Here is a 19,533-nt window from a genome sequence, read left to right on the forward strand (position 1 = left end):
GCCCCCGCGCCGGGAGGGATGTCAGGGAGGACGCGAGGAGGGATGCGCCCGCGCGACGAACGCGCGAGACTCCGACGAATGGACTATCCCGCGCTGTTCCAGGCGGAGGCCGAGGCGCTGCTCGCCTCCGCCGCCAAGGACCTCGACGCGCCGGTGCCCGCCTGCCCCGGCTGGGACTGCCGGCGGCTGGTGTCGCACGTCGCCCGGCTGCTCGACTCGACCGTCGCGCACCTGCCGCGCGGCGTCGTCGACCCGCCGCCGCGCGTCGAGCGGCCCCCGGCCGAGTCCGCCGCGCTGGTCGAGCACTACCGGCGCGCGGTCGCGGCCACGGCGGCCCTGCTGCGCGACCTGGACCCGGCGGCGCCGGCGTGGAACATGACCCTCGAGCCGCGGGTCGTCGGCTTCTGGCGGCGCCGGCTGGCCCACGAGCTGCAGATCCACGCCTGGGACGCGGCCGGGGCGGCCGGCGAGGCGCGCCCGCTCGACCCGGTGCTCGCCGCCGACGGCATCGACGAGCTGCTGCGCGCCCTGCTGCCCGCCAGCCGGGCCGCCGGCCTGTCCGGGCCCGGCGACGGCACCGCGCACATCCACCTCACCGACACCCCCGGCGAGTGGATGATCGGCCTGGCGGGCGACAAGGTCGACGTCACCGAGGGGCACGCGAAGGGCGACGCCGGCCTGCGCGGCGAGGCCGGCCCGGCGCTGCTCGCCCTGTGGGGGCGGACCGGTTTCGACGCCCCCGGCCTGACCGCCTTCGGCGACACGGACCTGCTGCTCGCCCTGCGCGCCGGCTGACGCCAGCCCCGCTGGCCCACCGCCGCCGCGGGCTCCGCCAGCCGCCGGCGTGCCCGCGCCCGATGGCCGGACGGCCGGGCCGGTCAGCGCAGCGTGGCCAGCCAGTTGGTGAGGACGTGCGCGCCGGCGTCCCCGGACTTCTCCGGGTGGAACTGCGTCGCGCACAGCGCGCCGCGCTCGACGGCGGCGGCGAACGGCTCGCCGTGCTCGGCGACGGTGTCACCGGCGTCGACGTCCGCCTTGGCGGCGTAGGAGTGCACGAAGTAGAACCGGGTCCCGGCTGGCAGGCCGGCGAACAGCGTGGAGCCGGCCGGCGGGGTGACGGTGTTCCAGCCCATGTGCGGCAGGATCGGCGCGGCCAGCCGGCGCACCTCGCCGGCCAGCAGCGAAAGGCCCACCGTGCGCACCCCGTGCTCGTCGCCCAGCTCGTAGAGGATCTGCATGCCGACGCAGATGCCCAGCACCGGCCGCCCGGCCGCGACCCGCGCCCGGACCGCCGGAGCGCCCCCGATGCCGTCGAGGCCGGCCATGCAGGCCGCGTAGGCGCCCACCCCCGGCACGACCAGCCCGTCGGCCTCCGCCGCCGCCGCCAGGTCGGCGGTCACGGTGACCTCGGCGCCGACGCGCTCGACGGCCCGCTGCGCCGAGCGCAGGTTGCCCGACCCGTAGTCGAGGACGACGACCTTCGGTCGGCTCACAGGACGCCCTTGGTCGACGGGATTCCGGTGACGCGGGCGTCGAAGGCGACCGCGTCACGCATCGCCCGGGCGACCGCCTTGAACTGGGCCTCGACGACGTGGTGCGCGTTGCGGCCGGACAGCACCCGCACGTGCAGCGCGATCCGGGCCGCCGAGGTGATCGACTCGAAGATGTGCCGGGTGAGCGTCGTGTCGTAGGTGCCGATCATCGGGGCCAGCTCCGGCTCGACGTGCACGCAGTACGGCCGGCCGGACAGGTCGACGGCGGCCTGCACCAGCGCCTCGTCGAGCGGCACCATCGCGTCCCCGAACCGCCTGATGCCGGACTTGTCGCCGAGCGCCGCGCGCAGCGCCTCGCCGAACGCGATCGAGGTGTCCTCGACCGTGTGATGCGCGTCGATGTGCAGGTCGCCCCTGGTGCGCACGGTGAGGTCGAAACCGCCGTGCTTGCCCAGCTGGGCCAGCATGTGGTCGTAGAACCCGACACCGGTGTCCACCGTCGCGACGCCGCTCCCGTCGAGGTCCAGCTCGACGAGCACGTCCGACTCCAGCGTCTTGCGTTCGATCCGAGCGGTCCGCGTTCCTGCCATCTCTCCTACTCCGCTCCCGCCAGCAGCGACGGGTTCTCCGTGAGCACTCCGCGCAGCGCGCCGAGGAAGGCCTCGGTCTCGTTCGGCAGGCCGGCGGTGACCCGCAGCCAGCCCGGCAGGGACAGGTCACGCACGAGCACGCCGGCGTCGAGCAGCCCGCGCCAGACCGCTCGCTGGTCGCTGAACAGGCCGAACAGCACGAAGTTCGCGTCCGACGGCACCACCCGCGCGCCGAGGGCGGGCAGCTCGTCGACCATCCGGTCACGCTGGGCCTTGACCGCCTCCACCGTGCCCAGCAGCTCGTCGGCGTACGCGAGCGCGGTACGCGCCACCGCCTGGGTGAACGACGACAGGTGGTAGGGCAGCCGGACGAGCTGCAGCGCGTCGACGACCGCCGGGTGGGCGGCCAGGTAGCCGACCCGGGCGCCGGCGAGCGCGAACGCCTTGCTCATCGTCCTGGTGACGACCAGGCGCGGCTGCTCGGGCAGCAGCGTGAGCGCGCTCGGCACCCCGGCGCGGCGGAACTCGGCGTACGCCTCGTCCACGAGGACCATGCAGCCGCCGATCTCCTCGGCCGCCGCGCAGACCGCCTTGACGACGTCCAGGGGCAGCGCCGTCGCGCTCGGGTTGTTCGGCGAGCACAGGAACACCAGCGACGGGCGGTGCCGGCGGACCGCGTCCGCCGCGGCCACCGGGTCGATCGTGTAGTCGGCGGCCCGGTCCTCGGCCACCCACTCGGTCGCGGTGGCCAGCGAGATCAGCCGGTGCATCGAGTACGACGGCTCGAAGCCGAGCGCGCGCCGGCCGGGTCCGCCGAACGCCTGCAGCAGCTGCTGGAGCACCTCGTTGGAGCCGTTCGCCGCCCAGACCTGGCTGGTGTGCAGGCCGAAGCCGGCGTCCGGGGTCAGGTAGTAGGCGAGGTCCGCGCGCAACGCCTCGGCCTCGCGCTCCGGGTAGCGGTTGGCCTCGGTCGCGGCGAGCGTCGCCGCCTTGCCGAGCGCGTCCACCAGCTCGGCCGACGGCCCGTAGGGGTTCTCGTTGGTGTTCAGCCGGACCGGCACCTCCAGCTGCGGAGCGCCGTAGGGCGAGCGGCCCCGCAGGTCGTCCCGCAACGGCAGGTCGTCGAGGGTCGCCGGCCGCCACGGCCGGTCGGCGGCCGGCTGCCGCGCGTCGGCCCGCGCCAGGAGACGGCCGGCGTGCGGCCTGGACGGCTGGTTCACCGGGCCACCGCCGACGGGTCCCCGGCGCCTGTCACGGGTCTCGTCATCGAGAACGCACCTCCACCGCGTCGACGTGGGCAAGCAGGTCCTCGGCGGCGCCGAGCGCCGCGATCCGCGGCGCGATCGCGGCGAGCGCCTCCCTGGTGCACTCGACGACGTGCACCTGGCGCTGGAACGCGGCCACCGCCAGCCCGCTGGAATGACGGGCGGTCCCGCCGGTGGGCAGGACGTGGTTGGAGCCCGCGAGGTAGTCGCCGAGCGGTACGGGCGCGTACGAGCCGACGAACACGGCGCCGGCGTGGCGCACCCGGGCGGCGACGGCGGCGGCGTTCTCGGTCTGGATCTGCAGGTGCTCGGCCGCCCAGGCGTCGACCACCCGCAGCCCGGCGTCGAGGTCGTCGACGAGCGCGACCGCGCCCTGGCCGGACAGCGACTCCTCGACGCGTTCGCGGTGGCGGGTGACCGGCACCCGCTTGCCCAGCTCCACCTCGACCGCGTCGGCGAGCTCGGCCGACGTGGTGACCAGCAGGCAGGCCGCCATCGGGTCGTGCTCGGCCTGGGCGATCAGGTCGGCGGCGACGAACGCGGGGTCGGCCGTGTGGTCCGCGAGGATCGCGATCTCGGTGGGCCCGGCCTCGGCGTCGATCCCGACGAGCCCGCGCAGCAGCCGCTTCGCCGCGGCGACGTACACGTTGCCCGGTCCGGTGATCACGTCGACCGCCGGGCAGCTCTCGGTGCCGTGCGCGAGCATCGCCACGGCCTGCGCGCCGCCGGCGGCGTAGACCTCGTCGACGCCGAGCAGCTGGCAGGCGGCCAGCACGACCGGGTGCGGCAGGCCGTCGCCACCGCGCCACGGCGGGGAGACGACGGCGAGCGAGCCGACGCCGGCCTCCTGGGCGGGCACCACGTTCATCACCACGCTGCTCGGGTAGGCGACCCGCCCGCCCGGCACGTACAGCCCGACCCGCTCGACCGGCACCCAGCGCTCGGTGACGGTGGTGCCCGGCGCGACCTCGACCGTCACCGGCTCGCGCAGCTGGGCGCGGTGGACGAGCCGGGCACGCCGGATCGCCTCGGTGAGCGCGTCGGCCACCGCCGGGTCGAGCGCGTCGAGAGCCGCCGCCAGGGCGGCGGCGGGCACCCGCAGCGCGGCGGGGCGGACCCCGTCAAACCGCTCGGTCGCGTCCAGCACGGCGGCGTCGCCGCGGTCGCGGACGTCGTCACAGATCGGCCGGACCACGTCGAGCGCGACGTCGACGTCCGTCGCGGCCCGCGGCAGCCGCCGGCGGATCTCGGCCGGTGACAGCTCGTTCACACGCGCGGCCACGCCGCGTAGGTCCAGCCTTCTCCACACGCACACGAGGGTATCGGCCGGCGTGCGTGAAACGCGGTTCTCGCCCCCGCCGTATCACACAGTGACCTCTGCCGCCGCGTCACCCCGCCGAGCCGCGCCTCACCAGCGGCCGGACGCAGCTTTCCGCCCACCCGCCGGGACGCGCCGGTTTTCTTGCCTTTCCATCATTTTTGCCAGGACACGCCGGTTTTCTCCCTCCCGGCGCCGACGGCGCCCGGTGGGGCGGCCGCGCGAGCCGCGACGGCCCGCGCTCACCGCGCCACCAGGGGATGGCACGCTGGAACGGTGACTCCCGGCCACGGCCAGCGCCCGCCCGACGAGCCGAAGGCCGGCGCCGACCCGGCGGCACCGGGCGCCGGGGCTGGCCCCGCGACGACCCCGGGCCAGAGCCAGCTGGCCGAACTGCTGGCGGCGCACGGCGCGTACGCGCGGCCGCTGCGCGCGCTGGTGGCCCGGCTGGCGGAGCCGGTCGCGGTGGCCTCCGGCTCGGGCGCCGCCGCGCCGAAAGGCGCCGTGTCGGACGGCGCGGTGTCGGACAGCGCGGTGTCGGACAGCGCGGTGTCGGACGGCGCCGTGTTGGACGGCCGGGCGGTGGGGCGGCTGACGCGAGCCGCGGGGCTGCCCCGGCGGACCGTCGAGGAGGTGCTCGCGGCGCTCGGCGACGACGTGGTGGACGATCCGGTCGTCGGGCCGCGGATCCGTCCTGACCGGGCCGCCGGCTACCGCGCCCTGGTCGACTCCGGCGGGCTCGCGGTCGCCGCCTCGGCGGACCCGCTGGCCGGGCAGCTGGCCGCGCGCGCCGACCTGGTGGCGACGATGCGTGAGCTGATCGCGGCCGCCCCCCGGCCGCGCGCCGACCTCGACCACGTCGCGGCCACGGCCGAGACGGCGGCGCGCCGGGCGCTGTGGCTCGCGGCGACCTACGACCTGGCGGGCCGCCACGTGCTCTGCGTCGGCGACCACGACCTGACGTCGCTGGCCGCCGCCGCCGTCATTCCCGGCCTGCGGGTCACGGTCGTCGACGTCGACGACGACCTGCTCGACTTCCTCGACGCCCAGGCCAGGGCTCGCGGGCTGGCGGTCCACCCCTACTTCGCCGACCTGCGGTTCGGGTTGCCGCCGGCGGTGGCCGGCGGCGCCGACATCGCGTTCACCGACCCGCCGTACACCCCGGAGGGGGTGGCGCTGTTCTGCGCCCGGGGCGCCGAGGGGCTGCGCGACCGCGAACGTGGCCGAGTACTGCTGGCGTACGGGTTCTCCGCCCGGACGCCGACGCTCGGCTGGAAGACCCAGCGAGCCCTGCTCGACGCCGGGTTCGTGATCGAGGCGATGCTGCCGGCCTTCCATGCCTATGACGGCGCCGAGGCGGTCGGTGCCCGGGCCGATCACTACGTCTGCCGCCCGACCACTCACACCTGGCGCCATCTGGAGCGATCCACGGGGCCGCTGGCCGCCGACCTGGCCATCTACACCCACGGCCGCTCGTCCCTGGAGAGCGTCGCGAAGGAAATGACCGAGCCCGCCGCGCGGGCGCTGCGCGACGCGGCGGTCGGCGCCGCCCGTCCCCTCGCGACGGCGACAGCGACGGTGGCGGCGGCTCGCCCGGCCACGGCACCGGCCGCGGCCACGGACGCGCCGGCCGCGACAGGCCAGCTGGTGTTCGTCGGGGACGCGGTTCCCGCCGGCCTCGCCGGCGGTGGCACCGCGGCGCGCGCCGCCTGGCCCGTGACGCACGTTCGCCTCGCGACGGTCCTGGCGCAGGGGCTGCCGCCGGCGGCCAGGGCCCGCCGGCCGGTCGCGGTCGCCGCCGACCTGACCGACGACCCCGGCGGCTGGCTACCTCGGCTGCTGCTGGCCGTCAACGCGGACGCCCTCGCCGCCGTCGTCCGCGCCGACCATCCGGCCATGGCGGCCGCGGTGCCCGGCACCCCGCGCCGGGCGGGCTGGAGCGGCCCGGGCGCGGGGTCCCTTGGCCCGGCGGGCCACCTGCCCGTCGGGGCGACCGGCCCGAAGTGGACGGCGCTGCCACCCAGGCCCGTCGGCCAGTCCGCCGGCGGCCGGCTGTGGGTCCTCCCCTTCGCCTCGTTCGACCTGGCGGGGTCCGACAACCCGACCGACCGGCCGCTGCGGTCGCTGCTCGACCGCGCGCACGGCCGGATCGGCAACGTGTGGCGGGAGGCTCTCATCGCGCATTTCCGCGAGGAGCACGCGACGACGCTGGGGAAGCGGGACGCTCGGGCGGTCATCGAGAACGCGCTGTCGCGGCGGGAGCCGCCGGATCCGCGCGGGTATCTTCAGGCCCGCCTGGTCGACCTGCCCAGGACGACCCTGGCCAGCCTGATCGACGCCGCCGAGTGGACGTGGTGGCCCGAGGCGCTCCGCGAGATCGGTGACGACGCCAGGGCCGGCATCAGGGCCGGCGCCGAGGCCAGCCCCGCGGACGCGGCCGGCGGCGATGCCGGCACCGCGGCCGGGGGACGGGCATGACCAAGGACGCCGCCCCGCCCGCGCCCGGCTCCCGGGACCTGGGCGCCGCCCGACCGGCGGGCGCACTGGAGCCGGGCGGGGCCGCGGTGCTCGTCGTCGAGGATGACGACGCGGTCGGCACGCAGCTGGTACGTGGGCTCCTGCGGGCGGGCTACGCGGCCACCCGCGTGGCCACCGGCGCCGACGCGCTCGAGGCGGTCGGCGGCCGGCAGCCACCCGACCTGGTGCTGCTCGACCTCGGCCTGCCCGACCTGGACGGCACGGAGGTCTGCCGGCGGATCCGCGCGGTCGCCGACATCCCGGTGATCGTGGTGACGGCCAGGGCCGACGAGGCGGACCGGGTCGAGGCGCTCGACCTCGGCGGGGACGACTACCTGGTCAAGCCGTTCGGCTTCGCCGAGCTGCTCGCCCGCATCCGCGCCGTCCGGCGGCGCTGGGCCCGCGCCACGGCCGTGGCCGGCCCGGCCCGCGGCTCCGAGCCGAACGGCGCCTCCGTCACCCCGGCGCCCGACACCCCGGCGTCCGACACCCCCGCCACGGGCATCCCGGCCACCGGCATCCCAGCCACGCCGGCCGACCGCGCCGCCACGGCCGGCGAAGCGGGCCAGATCGACGAAGCGGGCCAGATCGACGAAGCGGGCCAGATCGGCGAAGCGGGCCAGATCGGCGAGGGCGCCGTCAGCGCCGACCTGGTCCGGTACGGGGAGCTGGTCGTGGATCGACGGACCCGACGGGTCGAGCTGGCCGGGCGGCCGGTGACGCTGACCGCGCGGGAGTTCGACCTGCTCGCGTTCCTCGCCGCCGATGCCGGCCGGGTGCGCACCCGGCGGGAGATCTTCCAGGCCGTGTGGGGCCCGTGGTTCGGCTCCACCAAGGTCCTCGACGTCCACGTCGGGTCGCTGCGCCGCAAGCTGGGCGGCCCGGAGATGATCGAGACCGTCTACGGGGTCGGCTTCCGGCTGGCCGACCCGGCGGGCCCGGCGGCCGGGCCGGCGGTGGGACGGCCATGACCAGGCGGATCCTCGCCGTCCAGCTGCTGCTCACGGCGCTGCTGGTGACCTGTGTGTGCATCCCCCTCGGCCTCGAGGCCGCCCGGCACGACCGCACCCTGCTCACGCTGCGCACGACGTCCGCCGTCGAGGCGTATGCCGCCGAGGTCAAGTGGCGGCGCCTGTCCGCCGGCGCGCCCCAGCTGCCGACGTCCGTGCGCGACGACGCGCATCCCGAGCGGATCCAACCCGATGACGATCTCGCCCTCTACCTGCCGGACGGATCGTTCGTCGGTTCGTCGGGCTGGCCGATAGAGCTGACGGCCGACCAGTTGGCGGCGGCCCGCGAGCAGCGGCTCGTGCTGGAGCCGGCCGCCGAGAACGGCCACCGGCTCGTCGTCGTCACCCCCGTGTCCAACGCCAACGGGCTGGTCGCGATCCTCGCGGTCGGGCGGTCGGACGCCGCGACCCGGGCCGAGATCCAGGAACGCTGGATCCGGCTGGCCGTGGGTTCGGGGCTGGCGAGCCTCATCGCCCTGGCGCTGTCGGTGCTGCTCGCCCGCTGGGTGGGACGGCCGCTGCGCGGGCTGGAGCGAGCCGCGGCCGAGTTCGGCGACGGGCAGCTGTCGACCCGCGCCGACGCCGCCGGGGGCCCGGCGGAGGTGCGCGAGCTCGCGACGACCTTCGACGCGATGGCGGCCCGGATCGAGGAGCTGGTCGGCGGTCAGCGGGCCTTCCTCGCCGACGTGTCCCACCAGCTCCGCACCCCGCTGACCGCGATGCGGCTGCGCCTGGAGCTGCTCGCCCAGGATGTGGCCGCCGATCAGGCGGCCGAGGTCGGCGGCACGCTCGCCGAGGTGCACCGGCTGTCCCGGATGGTCGACGGCCTGCTCGCGATGGCGCGCGCGCAGGCCCCGGGCGCCTCGCCCGCCAGGGCGCCGGTGCGCGTCGGCCGGGTGGTCGAGGAGCGCGCCGCGGCCTGGCGGCCCGTCGCCAGGGCCGCCGGCGTCGCGCTGGACACCGACGTCGAGGACCCGGCCGACGCCCTGCTCACCGCTGGCCATCTGGAGCAGGTCCTCGACAACCTGCTCTCGAACGCGCTCGAGGCCGCCCCGCGGGGCGGGCGGGTCGTGGTCCGTGCCCGTCCTCGCGCCGGCGAGGCGCCGGTCCTCGCGGCTCTCGAGGTGCTCGAGCCCGCGACCGCCCCGGGCTCGGCCGGCCGGGCGGGCGCGCGCGGGTCATCCCGGGACGTGGCCGCGGCGGCGGCCGGGCTGATCCGGCTGACGGTCGCGGACGACGGGCCCGGGATGACGGCGGCGGCCCGCGCGGTCGCGTTCGAGCGATTCCGCCAGGGCACCGCGGCCCGGCCCGTCCGGGCGGACCGGCGCGGGCACGGGCTGGGACTCGCCGTCGTGCACGCCCTCGTCGTGGCCGACGGCGGTCAGGTCACCCTCGACGAGGCGGAGTCGGGTGGTCTCCTGGTAGCGCTCGACCTGCCGGCCGCGCCCCCGGGAGCACCCGGTCCGGCCGGCGGGACCGGCCGCGGGCAGCGGGCGCCCGCGCCGGCCGCCGGCCAGGGGCTGGCTCGCGGCGCGACCCCCTGACCGGGGCCTCGCCACACCGGGTGGACCGGACCGGTCACCGGTCCCAGCGGTCGCGATCGACGAACCCCTCCCCGGGGTCGTCATCGGCGCGGCCAGGCTCGCCGCGGTCGTAGCGGCGTTCCGTGGGGTAGTCACGCTCGTCGCCAGGACCGGAGAAGTCGCGGCCGGTGGGCCCACGGCCGGTCGTCTCCCGGCCCGTCGTGGGCTCCCGGCCCGCCGTCGGCTCCCGGCCCGACGTCGGCTCCCGGCCCGCGGTCGGCTCCCGGCCCATCGTGGACTCGCGGCCCGCCGCCTCGTGGCCCATCGTGTCCCGGCGGCCCGTCATGTCATGGCCCATGGACTCGCGGCCCATCGCGTCCCGGCCCATCGTGTCGCGCGTGTCCCGGCCCATCGTGTCCCGGCCCGCGTACTCGCGCTCGCGGTCGAGCTCGCGCGAACGGTCCGTGCCGCGGCCCGAGTAGCCCGTCAGGGCCCCGTCACGGCCGCCCATCAGGCCGTGCCCGCCACTCGCCTTGAGCCGGCGCAGCGCGAAGAAGGTCGCCGCGATCGCCGCGATCAGGCCCAGGATCAGCCCGGCCCGCGCACCGGACGAGAGGCCGGGGAAGCCGGCGCTGCTGCCGTGATAGTGCGGCAGCGTGATCCACCGGAGCACGATCAGCAACAGCGACACGGCGCTCAGCGTCGCGATCGCCGTCGACGCCCCCGGGCTGCCGAGACCGCTCGCCCTGCCCTTGCCCATCAGGTGCGCCGCGGCGAGCCCGGCGCAGACGAGCAGCAGCACGACCGGCAACCAGGCCAGCGCGCCGGAGTACCAGGCGTTCACATTGTCGTGCCACGTGTAGAGCTGTCCGTAGCTGTCGTACCCGCGGTACTTGACGCCGAACCACGGCAGAAAGCTCGCGACGAGGCCGAGGACACCCGACCCGATGATTCCGATATCGTGCTTCCTGAGGCCGCGGTCTATATTGCCCGCGGCATTGGGGCCGGCGTGGGTCGCGGTACCGCGACCGCCCAGATTCGCCATTGACGACAACCTCGTTTCTCCCGAGTCACCTCCCGGCGGCGGCCACGGGCCGCGTGCCTGGAGCCTCGTCGTCGGAGGATGTGAGTCGTGCGCGGCCAGCGCGCCGAAGCACGTCGACCGACCAGCCGCTCCCGTCCGGCGGCCCCTGGCGCCGGGCCCCGGCCGACCAGCCCACGGCGAGGAACTGATCTTTACCAGTTCTTGCCGAGCTCGTCTCGCCGTGTGACGTTCACCCGGCCATGACGGGGCTAGGTTCGGCGCAGGTCCACGGACGAACCCTGGAGTCATCGTGAACGTACGTCAGGCGCAGAGACTTCGTGACGTCACGACGAAACAGGCCGCGGTGGTGCGGAGAAACCTCCCCGGCTTCCTCCGGTCGGAAACAAAGTCGGCTTTTCTTGACGACGAAATCCTGCGGTATATGCGCAGTCACACCTCCCCGCCCGACCCGGTCCGCCAGGAGCTGGCGCGGCGGACCGCGGCGCTGGGATGGGCCGCCGAGATGCAGGTCCCCACCGAACAGGGCACCTTCCTGTCCGTCCTCACCGCGGCCGTCGCCCCTCGACGCGCCATCGAGATCGGCACGTTCACCGGCTACTCGTCGCTGTGCATCGCCCGCGCCCTGCCTCCGGGCGGCCAGCTGCTGTGCCTGGACATCAACGACGAGTGGACGTCCATCGCCCGGGAATACTGGGCGAAGGCCGGCGTCGACGACCGTGTCGAGCTGCGGCTCGGCCCCGCGGCCCAGACCCTGGCCGCGCTGCCGGTGGAGCCGACGTTCGGGCTGGCGTTCCTCGACGCCGACAAGACGTCCTACATCACCTACTACGAGCAGCTGGTCCCACGGATGCTGCCCGGCGGCCTGATCCTCGTGGACAACGTCTTCCAGTACGGCGCCGTCGTCGAGGAGCACAACACCGACCCGAGCGTGTCCGCCGTCCGCCGTTTCAACGACCACCTCGCCGACGACCCGCGGGTCGAGTCGGTGATGCTCCCGCTGGCCGACGGCCTCACGATCGCCCGCAGACTGCCCTAGGGCACCCTTCGCGGCCAGACCGGCCGGCCTGGCGAAGGCCGGTCTGGCCGCGGCGGCCGTCAGGCCGGCCCGTCGGCGGCCTGGTCCCGCGCCACCAGCGCCACGGGCTCTCCATCCGCCGGCGTGGCGGCCCGCGGACCCGCCTCGGCGTCCGGCGCGGGAGCAGGAGCAAGGCCGTCGTAGCGCACGAAGGACGGCACGGCCAGGAGCAGCCCGCCCAGGCCCAGCAGGCAGGCGACGCCGCCGACGAAGGCCGCGAGCCCCGGCGAGGTGAACCCGGCGAGGACCCCGTGGCCGAGGTCGCCGAGGCTCGGCCCGGCGGTCACCGTGACCATGAACAGCCCGGCGATCCGGCCGCGCACCGCGTCCGGCGCGGACACCTGCTGGATCGTGATCCGCAGTACGGCGGAGACGGTGTCGGCGGCGCCGGCGATGACCAGCAGCGCGAGGGCCAGCCACAGCGACTGGGCCAGCCCGAACGACGCGACGGCCGCGCCCCAGACCCCGATGGCCACCGCCACCACCAGACCCTGCCGGCGCACCCGCGACATCCAGCCGCCGGTGGCCGCGACCAGTGTTCCGCCGATGGACAGGGCCGCGTAGAGCAGCCCGGTGGTGCGCGGGCCGCCGTGGAACTGGGTGACCGCGAGCGAGGCGAACAACACCCGCGGCATACCGAAGATCATGGCGTCCAGGTCGACGAGGAAGGTCATCAGCAGCACCGGCCGTTCCCGCAGCAGCCTGAAGCCGTCCAGGATGCTGCGCAGGCCGGCCCGGGTGCCGCCGCCCTCGGGCAGCAGCGACGGCAGCCGCCAGGTCGCGTACAGCAGGCCGAGGTAGGACACCATGTCGACGGCGTAGGCCTCCGTGAAGCCGGCCGTGGAGACGAGCAGGCCGGCGAGCAGCGGCCCGCCCGTGAGCGCCACCGTCATCGAGAAGCCCTCGAGGGCGCCGACCGCGGGCATCATGTCCGTGGGCAGCAGCCGGGCGGCGAACGTCCGCCGGATTGGGGCGTCCAGCGCGGAAAGCGACGTCTGTAACCCGATCAGGCCGAACAGCACCCACATCGGCGCGTCGAGCAGCGCCTGCAGGGTGAGTGCCGCCGAGGTGAGCATCATCCCGCCGGCGGTCAGCAGCGCGAGCACCCGCCGGTCGGCCGCGTCGGCGATCATGCCGCCGACCATGCCGAAGACCACCAGCGAGGCGAAGGTGACCGCGCCGACCGCGCCGACCGCGAAGTTCGAGTGGGTTTCGGTGTAGACCTGCAGCAGCACCGTGGTGACGACGACCTGGGTGCCGGTCGCGCTGACCGCCTCGCCGATCCAGAACCGGCGAAACGCCGGGGACGTGCGCAGGGGCCGCAGGTCGGCGGTGAACGTCCGGGCGAGCCGGCGCGGCCGGGATCCCGAACCGGAGGCGGTCGATGCCGAGCCGGTGACCGGCTCAGCCACCAGGGCCCGGCCCCGGCCCCGCCGTCGCGTGCCGAAGCGCCAGGGCGACGAGATACGGGTCGAGCCGCGTGGAGGTGAACCCGAAGTGCCGGTAGAAGCCCCTGGCCGCGGGGGACGGCGCGTGGGCGAGCAGGAGGGGCAGGCCGGCCGTCCGGTAGACCGTCGCCGCCCGCATGACCGCGTCGCGCAGCAGCCGGGCGCCGACGCCGGCGCCCTGGACCGTCTCGTCCACCGCGAGCCGGCCGACCAGCAGCGCCGGGATCGGGTCCGACGGCGCGAGCGCCGCGCGGCGGGCGCGCCAGCGCGGCGGGGCGGCCCGGGTGTGCTCGACCGCGCCGCGGGTGAGGCAGTAGTAGCCGACGACGCGTCCGCCGTCGGAGAGGACGAACGTCGTCACGCCCTCCTCGTGCTGCTCGAGGGCGCGATGGCGCAGCCAGCCGTCGAGCCTGTCGTCCCCGCTGCGGAAGCCGCGGGTGTCGTGCTCCTCGGCGAGCCGGGCGGGCGCCGCCGCCGGCCGGGGGCTCATCGGCCTTCCTCGTCCGGCCCGTCCTCGAGCAGTTCGTGTAGCCGGGGCGCCTCGTCCGGAGCCGGCCCGCCGAGCAGCGCGGTCAGTTCCCGCCATGCCTCGTCGGTGGCGCCGAACAGCCGCCGGTCGGCCAGTGTGTCGGCGGCATAGCGCCTCATCGCCTCGACGGCGAAGTCCTCCAGCGTCGCTCCCAGGCTCTCGGCGGCCGAGCGGACCAGCTCCGCCGTCTCCCCCGCCAGCCGCACCGTGACCTGTTCGCCCTCGTCGGTCGCACCCACGCCCGTCAGTCTGCCTGGTCGGGTCTCGGGGTCCGCACGGACCCGAATGAACCATTGCTCACTTCGGTAAACGCTTGCCCGCGACAGCGGACCGGTGATTCAGTCCGCCCCGCGAGCCGGGTCACCGCCTGGGCGCGCCGCGGGGGGACGGTCGCGCGTTCCGACGGGACGGGTACGTGGCGCTGGCCACCGGGGCGGGGCAGAGCGTGGGCGTCGGCGTCGCGGGGCGCCCGCCGCGAACGGCGCGGCGAACTCGCTCTCCCGATAACTGACACCACGTCAGCCGACCAGTAATTACCTACCGTAATCAGGTACTGGGACCTGCGCATTCAGTCGCCGAGATGACCGGCCTTTTAGGCGTGGGACCGGTCTCTCGGGCTGGACGAACACCAGTTAGCGCGTGCTAACGTGCCCGACGCGATGCCGCAATCTGGGCTTCATCTGCGCGTTCCGAGCCATTGTCGGCGCCGGGCCGTCGGGCGGCCCGCCTGGGCGGCGGAAGGTGTGGAGGAGGACGCGTGGGTGCCACCGAGGGCCGGGTCGCCCTGGTCACGGGAGCCAGCCGAGGAATCGGAGCGGCCATCGCGATCCGGCTCGCGGCCGAGGGCGCCGCCGTCGCGCTGACCGCGCGGACCGTCCACGACGGCGATCGCGACGACCCTGGCTCGCTGGCCGGGGTGATCGCCCGGATCGAGGAGGCCGGCGGCAAGGCCGTGGCGTTCGCCGCCGACCTGTCCCGTCCCGACGGCGGCCGCGAGGGCCTGGTCGCCCGCGTCGAGGAACGGCTCGGGCCGCTCGACATCCTGGTCAACAACGCCGGCATGGGCGGATACATGCCGTTCCTGGACATCACGGACCCGCGGATCGACACGGTCTTCGAGGTGAACCTGCGCTCGCCGTGGGAGCTGTGCCGCCAAGCGCTGCCCGGCATGCGCCAACGCCGCCGCGGCTGGATCGTCAACGTCGGCAGCGCCGCCGCCGAGCACCCGCTCGGCCCGCCCTACCGCGACACGCTGCCCAACAGGCAGGGCTCGCTGTACGGCAGCTCGAAGGCGGCGCTACACCGGTTCACCACCTCGCTCGCCGCCGAGACCTACGGCGAGGGCATCGCCGTCAACGTGCTGGCACCGGACGCGGCGGTTAAGGTGCGCGACAACTGGCCCTTCCCGGACGCGGTGTCCGAGCCCGTCGAGACCATGGCCGAGGCGGCGCTCGTACTCGCGACCTGCGACCCCGGCGCGATCACCGGCAGGGTCGCCTACAGCCTCTCGCTGCTGGTCGAGCTCGGCCGGCCGGTCCGCGTCCTCGACGGCTCCCGGAAGTTCGCCGGCTGGCAGCCTCACGAGATCCCGCACTCCCGTCTGCGCAACCCGCCCCAGGGCTGACCGCCGCCGTCGGACCGGCCGGCCGGCCACCCGCCGCGGCCCCGCCACCTGCGGCTCGGCCCGGCCCGGCCCGCGGGCCGGAACCGATTGTGCGCCGCCGGGCGGCGAGGGTACGTTTTGCGCCGCGACAGGGCGGGCGTGCCGGCCCGCGATGGCGGATGGCGGAGGCCCAGGCATGGGCGGGCTGGGTCCCGGAGCACGGGAGGCCGAATGACCGCGAGCAAGACGGTGCGCAGCTTCTGCCGAGTCTGCACCTCGGTGTGCGGCATCCTGGTCGAGACCGCTGGCGACCAGGTGATCCGGGTCCGCGGCGACCGCGACCATCCGCTCTCCGGCGGCTACACCTGTGCCAAGGGCCGTGGGCTGCCTGGGATGCACCATCACCCCCGCCGGTTAGAACGGCCGCTCGTCCGGTCCGGCGCCGAGCTCACGCCGACCACCTGGGCGGAATGCCTGGACGACCTCGGAACCCGGGTACGCGCGATCATCGACGAGCACGGGCCGCAAGCGGTCGGGATCTTCTTCGGCAGCGGGGTCGGCATGGACGCCGCCGGCTACCGGATGGCGCAGCGGCTGCATGCCGCCATCGGCACCCCGGCAAAGTTCAGCCCCCTGACGATCGACGGCACCGCGAAGGTGCTGATCTCCGACCTGGTCGGCGGCTCGCCCGCGCTCGCCCCCCGTCCCGACTACGACGCGGCGACGTTCGTCCTGTTCGTCGGCAGCAACCCGGTCGTCTCCCACGGACACACCGTCGCGATGCCCAGCCCCGTCGGGACGCTCAAGGCGATCGCCGCCCGCGGCGAGCTCTGGGTCCTCGACCCCCGGCGCACGGAGACGGCGCGGCTGGCCACCGGCCACCTGGCGCCGCGCCCCGGCACCGACCACGCCGTGCTCGCCTACCTGGTCCGCGAGGTGCTGCGCGACGGCGCCCGCCACGACATCCTGGAGCACCGCGCGGTCGACGCGGACGTGCTGGCCGCCGCGGTCGAGCCGTTCACCCTGGAACACACGGCGGCGGTGACCGACGTGGCGGAGGAGGACCTCGCCCGGCTGCTCGCCGCGGTGCGCCGCGCCGGGCGGGTCGCGGTCGAGACCGGCACCGGCGTCACGATGGCCGCCAGCGCCAACGTCACCCAGTGGCTGGCCTGGGTCCTGATGATCGTGACCGGTTCGCTGAACCAGCCCGGCGGCGCCTGGTTCCACCCCGGGTTCGGGAACCGGCTCGAGTCCTTCGAGCTGCCGATCTCGCCGGCGGACGGCTCGTTCGGGCCAGGACCGCGCAGCCGCCCGGAGACGCATTCCTTCCTGAACGAGTGGCCCTGCGCTGTGCTCGCGGACGAGATCGAGGCCGGCAACATCCGTGCCGTGCTGAACCTGGGCGGTCACCTCGTCACGGCCTTCCCGGACACCGAGACCCTGGTGCCGGCGCTGAAGAAGCTCGACGTGCTCGCCACGATCGAGATCATCGAGAACGAGACGACCGCGCTGTCGACCCACGTCCTGCCGACGAAGGACCAGCTCGAGCGGGCCGACGTGACGCTGTGGGACGCCCTGCTCCCGCGGGTCGCCGCGCAGTACGCGCCGGCGGTGGTCGACCCCGTCGGCGACCGGCGCTCCACCTGGTGGGTGCTCGCGGAACTCGCCCGCCGCCTCGGCCACGAGCTCGCGGACACCACGGGCAAGGACGCCACCGACGAGGCGATGCTCGCCGCGATCGCGCGCCGCGGCCGGCGCCCCTTCGAGGACCTCGTCGCCGAGGGCTGGGTCGAGGCCGGCCGGGAGCTGCCGGCTCCCTGGGTCGAGCGCCACGTCGACCGCCTCGGCGGCTGGCGGCTCGCGCCCCGGCTCCTCATCGACCAGTTGGCCGCGCTGACGGAGCCGGCGCCGCTGGTGTTCGTGCCCCGCCGGCAGAAGCGCCACCTGAACTCCCAGTTCGACTTCCTGGGCGCGACCGCCGAGGTCCTCGTGCACCCCGACGACGCGGCCGCGGCCGGCCTCGTCGACGGCCAGCCGCTGATCGTGCGCGGCGCACGCGGCGAACTGACCGGCGTCACCCGGGTCGACCCGGAGATCCGCCGCGGGGCGGTCTCCGTGCCGCACGGCCACCAGACCGCGAACGTCAACCGCCTCACCGACAAGGACGACCTGGACCTGGTCACCGGCATGGCGCACTACTCCGGCCTCCCGGTCACCGTGCACCCGGCGTAGGACACGGCCCGCGTCCCGGGTCGCCCCGGACGCGGGCATCTCGGACGCGGGCATCTCGGACGCGGGCATCTCGGACGCGGGCATCTCGGACGCGGGCATCTCGGACGCGGGCATCGCCAGCGGCCGCGCCGCCGCGCCGCCGCCGTCCCGCGGATCCGCGCAAGATCGGTCAGGCACGGGCTGGGCGGGCGCGGACACACTGGGCGCATGACGGCGTCTGGACGTGACCGGCTGCGCGAACTGCTCGACGCGGCGCTCGCCGGGGCCGACGACGGGGTCACGCGGTCGCTCGGCGAGATGGCGGCCGGCGCGTTCGCCTCACCGTTCCACTTCAGCCGGCTGCTGTCGCGGACCGTGGGCGAGCCGCCGGTGGCGATGCGCCGGCGGGTGATGCTCGAACGCGCGGCCTGGCAGCTGCGCCAGGGGTCGACGGTCACCGACGCCGCGTGGGCCGCCGGCTATGAGTCCGTCGAGGGCTTCACCCGGGCCTACACCCGCGCGTTCGGCCATCCGCCGAGCACGCCGGCGCGCGGCCACTGGCTGCCGGCGCCCAACGGCATCCACTACCACCCACCGATGTCGCTGTGGGTGCACTCAACGGAGCACGTGATGAACCCGCTCACCGAACAGCTGGTCAGCCACGACCTGGACGACACCCGAGCCCTCCTCGAGATCGCCAAGGGCCTTCCCGAGGCCGACTTCCGCGCCGAGCGGCTCCCGTTCCCCGCTGTGACGTCCTGGGAGGGCCCCGAGAGGTCGATCGCCGCGGTGCTGGAGCACCACATCTGGACCAAGGAGGTCTGGCTGGCGTCGATCGAGGGTCTCGACCTGCCACCGCGAGACGAGAACAACGGCCCGGCCAGGCTGCTGGAACGCCACGACGCCACCGCCGGCCGATGGCTGGCCGTCGTGCGCGACATCGAGGCCCGCGGCGCCTGGAACGACCGGCTGATCGACGCGCTGTGTGACCCGCCGGAGAGCTTCGTGCTGAGCGGCGTCGTCGCGCACGTGCTCACCTACGCCGCGCACCGCCGCCAGCTGGTGCGTCACCTGCTGCGCGAGGTGGGGCGCGAGGTCGACGACGGCGACCCGATCATGTGGCTGCGCGCCGTGCGCGGCGAGGCCGCGGACGAGGCGACGCATGACACGGCGACGCGTGACACGACATGACATGACGACACATGACACGACATGACGACGCGTGACACGACATGACGACGCGTGACACGACACACGACATGACACACGGCACGACGTCCGCCACGACAGCCGCCACGGCGGCGGGCGAAGAGGCCGAGACGACGGGAGCTGAGGGCCGATGAGCCGCACGACCTACTACACGGCGACGAGCCTCGACGGTTTCATCGCGGACGAGCACCACTCGCTCGACTGGCTGGTGACCCAGGACATCGACCCGAAGGGCCCGATGAGCCACGACGAGTTCATGGGACGGGTCGGGGCGCTCGTGATGGGATCGTCGACCTACCAGTGGCTGCTCGACAACCACATCGCCAAGGGCGGGAGCTGGGACTACAAGCAGCCGTCGTGGGTGATGACCTCCCGCGAGCGCGAGCTGGCCCGGGTCGAGGGGGCGGACATCCGGTTCGCGAGCGGCGACGTCCGACCGGTGCACGCCGCCGCGGCGGCGGTCGCCGGCGACCTCGACATCTGGGTGGTCGGCGGCGGCGACCTCGCCGGCCAGTTCGTCGACGCGGGCCTGCTCGACGACGTCATCGTCTCGTTCGCCCCGGTCACGCTCGGCACGGGCGCTCCCCTGCTTCCCCGCAAGCTGGACCTGCGCCTGGTCGAGCTCGCCCAGAACCGGGCCTTCGCCTGCGCCCGCTACGACGTCGTCGGCCCACGCACCCCGAGCTCCTGACCGCCC

17 protein-coding genes are annotated in these 19,533 nt (G+C 75.2%); 9 read left to right on the forward strand and 8 right to left on the reverse strand.

The window, feature by feature from the left end; translation table 11 throughout:
- The first annotated feature begins 78 nt into the window (after positions 1-78).
- Positions 79-795: a maleylpyruvate isomerase family mycothiol-dependent enzyme gene (locus I6A81_RS30965; RefSeq protein ID WP_203002604.1), complete on the forward strand. Its 717-nt coding sequence runs from the start codon at positions 79-81 to the stop codon at positions 793-795.
- 83 nt (positions 796-878) lie between these two features.
- On the opposite strand, the gene hisH is transcribed toward I6A81_RS30965, so the two are convergent.
- The 4 genes from hisH to hisD form a co-directional block, all read right to left on the reverse strand.
- A complete protein-coding gene (gene hisH / locus I6A81_RS30970; protein ID WP_203002603.1) occupies positions 879-1,493 on the reverse strand; it encodes an imidazole glycerol phosphate synthase subunit HisH in 615 nt (204 codons plus the stop codon).
- Entirely contained in the window at positions 1,490-2,083 is a 594-nt protein-coding gene (hisB, locus tag I6A81_RS30975; protein ID WP_203002602.1) for an imidazoleglycerol-phosphate dehydratase HisB, read from the reverse strand. Before hisB ends, hisH begins: the two co-directional genes overlap by 4 nt.
- Before the next feature lie 5 nt (positions 2,084-2,088).
- Positions 2,089-3,267: a histidinol-phosphate transaminase gene (locus I6A81_RS30980; protein ID WP_203002614.1), complete on the reverse strand. Its 1,179-nt coding sequence runs from the start codon at positions 3,265-3,267 to the stop codon at positions 2,089-2,091.
- A 79-nt stretch (positions 3,268-3,346) separates the two neighbouring features.
- A complete protein-coding gene (hisD, locus tag I6A81_RS30985; RefSeq protein ID WP_203002601.1) occupies positions 3,347-4,657 on the reverse strand; it encodes a histidinol dehydrogenase in 1,311 nt (436 codons plus the stop codon).
- A gap of 285 nt (positions 4,658-4,942) precedes the next feature.
- Here hisD and I6A81_RS30990 point away from each other — a divergent pair, with 285 nt between their 5' ends.
- Genes I6A81_RS30990 through I6A81_RS31005 form a run of 3 tightly spaced genes read left to right on the forward strand, consistent with a single transcriptional unit; the run spans position 4,943 to position 9,737 of the window.
- Complete coding sequence (locus tag I6A81_RS30990; RefSeq protein WP_203002600.1) at positions 4,943-7,144, forward strand: bis-aminopropyl spermidine synthase family protein; 2,202 nt, start codon at positions 4,943-4,945, stop codon at positions 7,142-7,144.
- The gene (locus I6A81_RS44160) at positions 7,141-8,154 is read left to right on the forward strand and encodes a response regulator transcription factor (RefSeq protein ID WP_238428931.1); all 1,014 of its coding nucleotides are present in this window, start codon (positions 7,141-7,143) and stop codon (positions 8,152-8,154) included. The genes I6A81_RS30990 and I6A81_RS44160 overlap by 4 nt, the downstream gene beginning before the upstream one ends.
- Positions 8,151-9,737, forward strand: a complete 1,587-nt coding sequence (locus I6A81_RS31005) for a sensor histidine kinase (RefSeq protein WP_203002599.1) — start codon at positions 8,151-8,153, stop codon at positions 9,735-9,737. Before I6A81_RS44160 ends, I6A81_RS31005 begins: the two co-directional genes overlap by 4 nt.
- 34 nt (positions 9,738-9,771) lie before the next feature.
- Here I6A81_RS31005 and I6A81_RS31010 read toward each other — a convergent pair whose 3' ends face one another.
- The gene (locus I6A81_RS31010) at positions 9,772-10,761 is read right to left on the reverse strand and encodes a hypothetical protein (RefSeq protein WP_203002598.1); all 990 of its coding nucleotides are present in this window, start codon (positions 10,759-10,761) and stop codon (positions 9,772-9,774) included.
- Between the two features lie 421 nt (positions 10,762-11,182).
- On the opposite strand from I6A81_RS31010, the gene I6A81_RS31015 reads away from it, so the two are divergent.
- On the forward strand, positions 11,183-11,797 hold the full coding sequence (locus I6A81_RS31015) for an O-methyltransferase (RefSeq protein ID WP_203002597.1): 615 nt from the start codon (positions 11,183-11,185) through the stop codon (positions 11,795-11,797).
- A gap of 59 nt (positions 11,798-11,856) precedes the next feature.
- Here I6A81_RS31015 and I6A81_RS31020 read toward each other — a convergent pair whose 3' ends face one another.
- The 3 genes from I6A81_RS31020 to I6A81_RS31030 are packed head-to-tail and all read right to left on the reverse strand — an operon-like array spanning position 11,857 to position 14,052.
- Positions 11,857-13,248 carry an MFS transporter gene (locus I6A81_RS31020; protein WP_307875025.1) on the reverse strand — a complete coding sequence of 464 codons (1,392 nt, stop codon included), beginning with the start codon at positions 13,246-13,248 and terminating at the stop codon, positions 11,857-11,859.
- Positions 13,241-13,774, reverse strand: coding sequence for a GNAT family N-acetyltransferase (locus I6A81_RS31025; protein ID WP_203002596.1), 534 nt, complete (start codon positions 13,772-13,774; stop codon positions 13,241-13,243). Before I6A81_RS31025 ends, I6A81_RS31020 begins: the two co-directional genes overlap by 8 nt.
- Complete coding sequence (locus I6A81_RS31030) at positions 13,771-14,052, reverse strand: type II toxin-antitoxin system TacA family antitoxin (RefSeq protein WP_307875026.1); 282 nt, start codon at positions 14,050-14,052, stop codon at positions 13,771-13,773. Before I6A81_RS31030 ends, I6A81_RS31025 begins: the two co-directional genes overlap by 4 nt.
- Before the next feature lie 518 nt (positions 14,053-14,570).
- Between I6A81_RS31030 and I6A81_RS31035 the strand changes: the two genes are divergently transcribed.
- From I6A81_RS31035 to I6A81_RS31050, 4 genes are all read left to right on the forward strand, one after another.
- On the forward strand, positions 14,571-15,437 hold the full coding sequence (locus I6A81_RS31035; protein ID WP_203002595.1) for an SDR family NAD(P)-dependent oxidoreductase: 867 nt from the start codon (positions 14,571-14,573) through the stop codon (positions 15,435-15,437).
- Positions 15,438-15,647: 210 nt separating this feature from the next.
- Positions 15,648-17,648, forward strand: a complete 2,001-nt coding sequence (locus tag I6A81_RS31040) for a molybdopterin-containing oxidoreductase family protein (protein WP_203002594.1) — start codon at positions 15,648-15,650, stop codon at positions 17,646-17,648.
- Between the two features lie 207 nt (positions 17,649-17,855).
- Positions 17,856-18,818 carry a helix-turn-helix domain-containing protein gene (locus tag I6A81_RS31045; RefSeq protein ID WP_203002593.1) on the forward strand — a complete coding sequence of 321 codons (963 nt, stop codon included), beginning with the start codon at positions 17,856-17,858 and terminating at the stop codon, positions 18,816-18,818.
- A 148-nt stretch (positions 18,819-18,966) separates the two neighbouring features.
- The gene (locus tag I6A81_RS31050) at positions 18,967-19,527 is read left to right on the forward strand and encodes a dihydrofolate reductase family protein (RefSeq protein WP_203002592.1); all 561 of its coding nucleotides are present in this window, start codon (positions 18,967-18,969) and stop codon (positions 19,525-19,527) included.
- The last annotated feature ends 6 nt before the right edge of the window (positions 19,528-19,533 follow it).

Source organism: Frankia nepalensis, from assembly GCF_016786325.1.
GTDB classification, from domain to species: Bacteria; Actinomycetota; Actinomycetes; order Frankiales; family Frankiaceae; genus Pseudofrankia; species Pseudofrankia nepalensis.

Excerpts from the sequence above, each read along its gene's own strand:
- I6A81_RS44160 (WP_238428931.1), top strand. The coding sequence starts at position 7,141 with ATGACCAAGGACGCCGCCCCGCCCGCGCCCGGCTCCCGGGACCTGGGC.
- I6A81_RS31025 (WP_203002596.1), bottom strand. The coding sequence starts at position 13,774 with ATGAGCCCCCGGCCGGCGGCGGCGCCCGCCCGGCTCGCCGAGGAGCAC.
- hisB (WP_203002602.1), bottom strand. The coding sequence starts at position 2,083 with ATGGCAGGAACGCGGACCGCTCGGATCGAACGCAAGACGCTGGAGTCG.
- I6A81_RS31010 (WP_203002598.1), bottom strand. The coding sequence starts at position 10,761 with ATGGCGAATCTGGGCGGTCGCGGTACCGCGACCCACGCCGGCCCCAAT.
- I6A81_RS31005 (WP_203002599.1), top strand. The coding sequence starts at position 8,151 with ATGACCAGGCGGATCCTCGCCGTCCAGCTGCTGCTCACGGCGCTGCTG.
- I6A81_RS31050 (WP_203002592.1), top strand. The coding sequence starts at position 18,967 with ATGAGCCGCACGACCTACTACACGGCGACGAGCCTCGACGGTTTCATC.
- I6A81_RS30965 (WP_203002604.1), top strand. The coding sequence starts at position 79 with ATGGACTATCCCGCGCTGTTCCAGGCGGAGGCCGAGGCGCTGCTCGCC.
- I6A81_RS31040 (WP_203002594.1), top strand. The coding sequence starts at position 15,648 with ATGACCGCGAGCAAGACGGTGCGCAGCTTCTGCCGAGTCTGCACCTCG.
- I6A81_RS31015 (WP_203002597.1), top strand. The coding sequence starts at position 11,183 with ATGCGCAGTCACACCTCCCCGCCCGACCCGGTCCGCCAGGAGCTGGCG.
- I6A81_RS31045 (WP_203002593.1), top strand. The coding sequence starts at position 17,856 with ATGACGGCGTCTGGACGTGACCGGCTGCGCGAACTGCTCGACGCGGCG.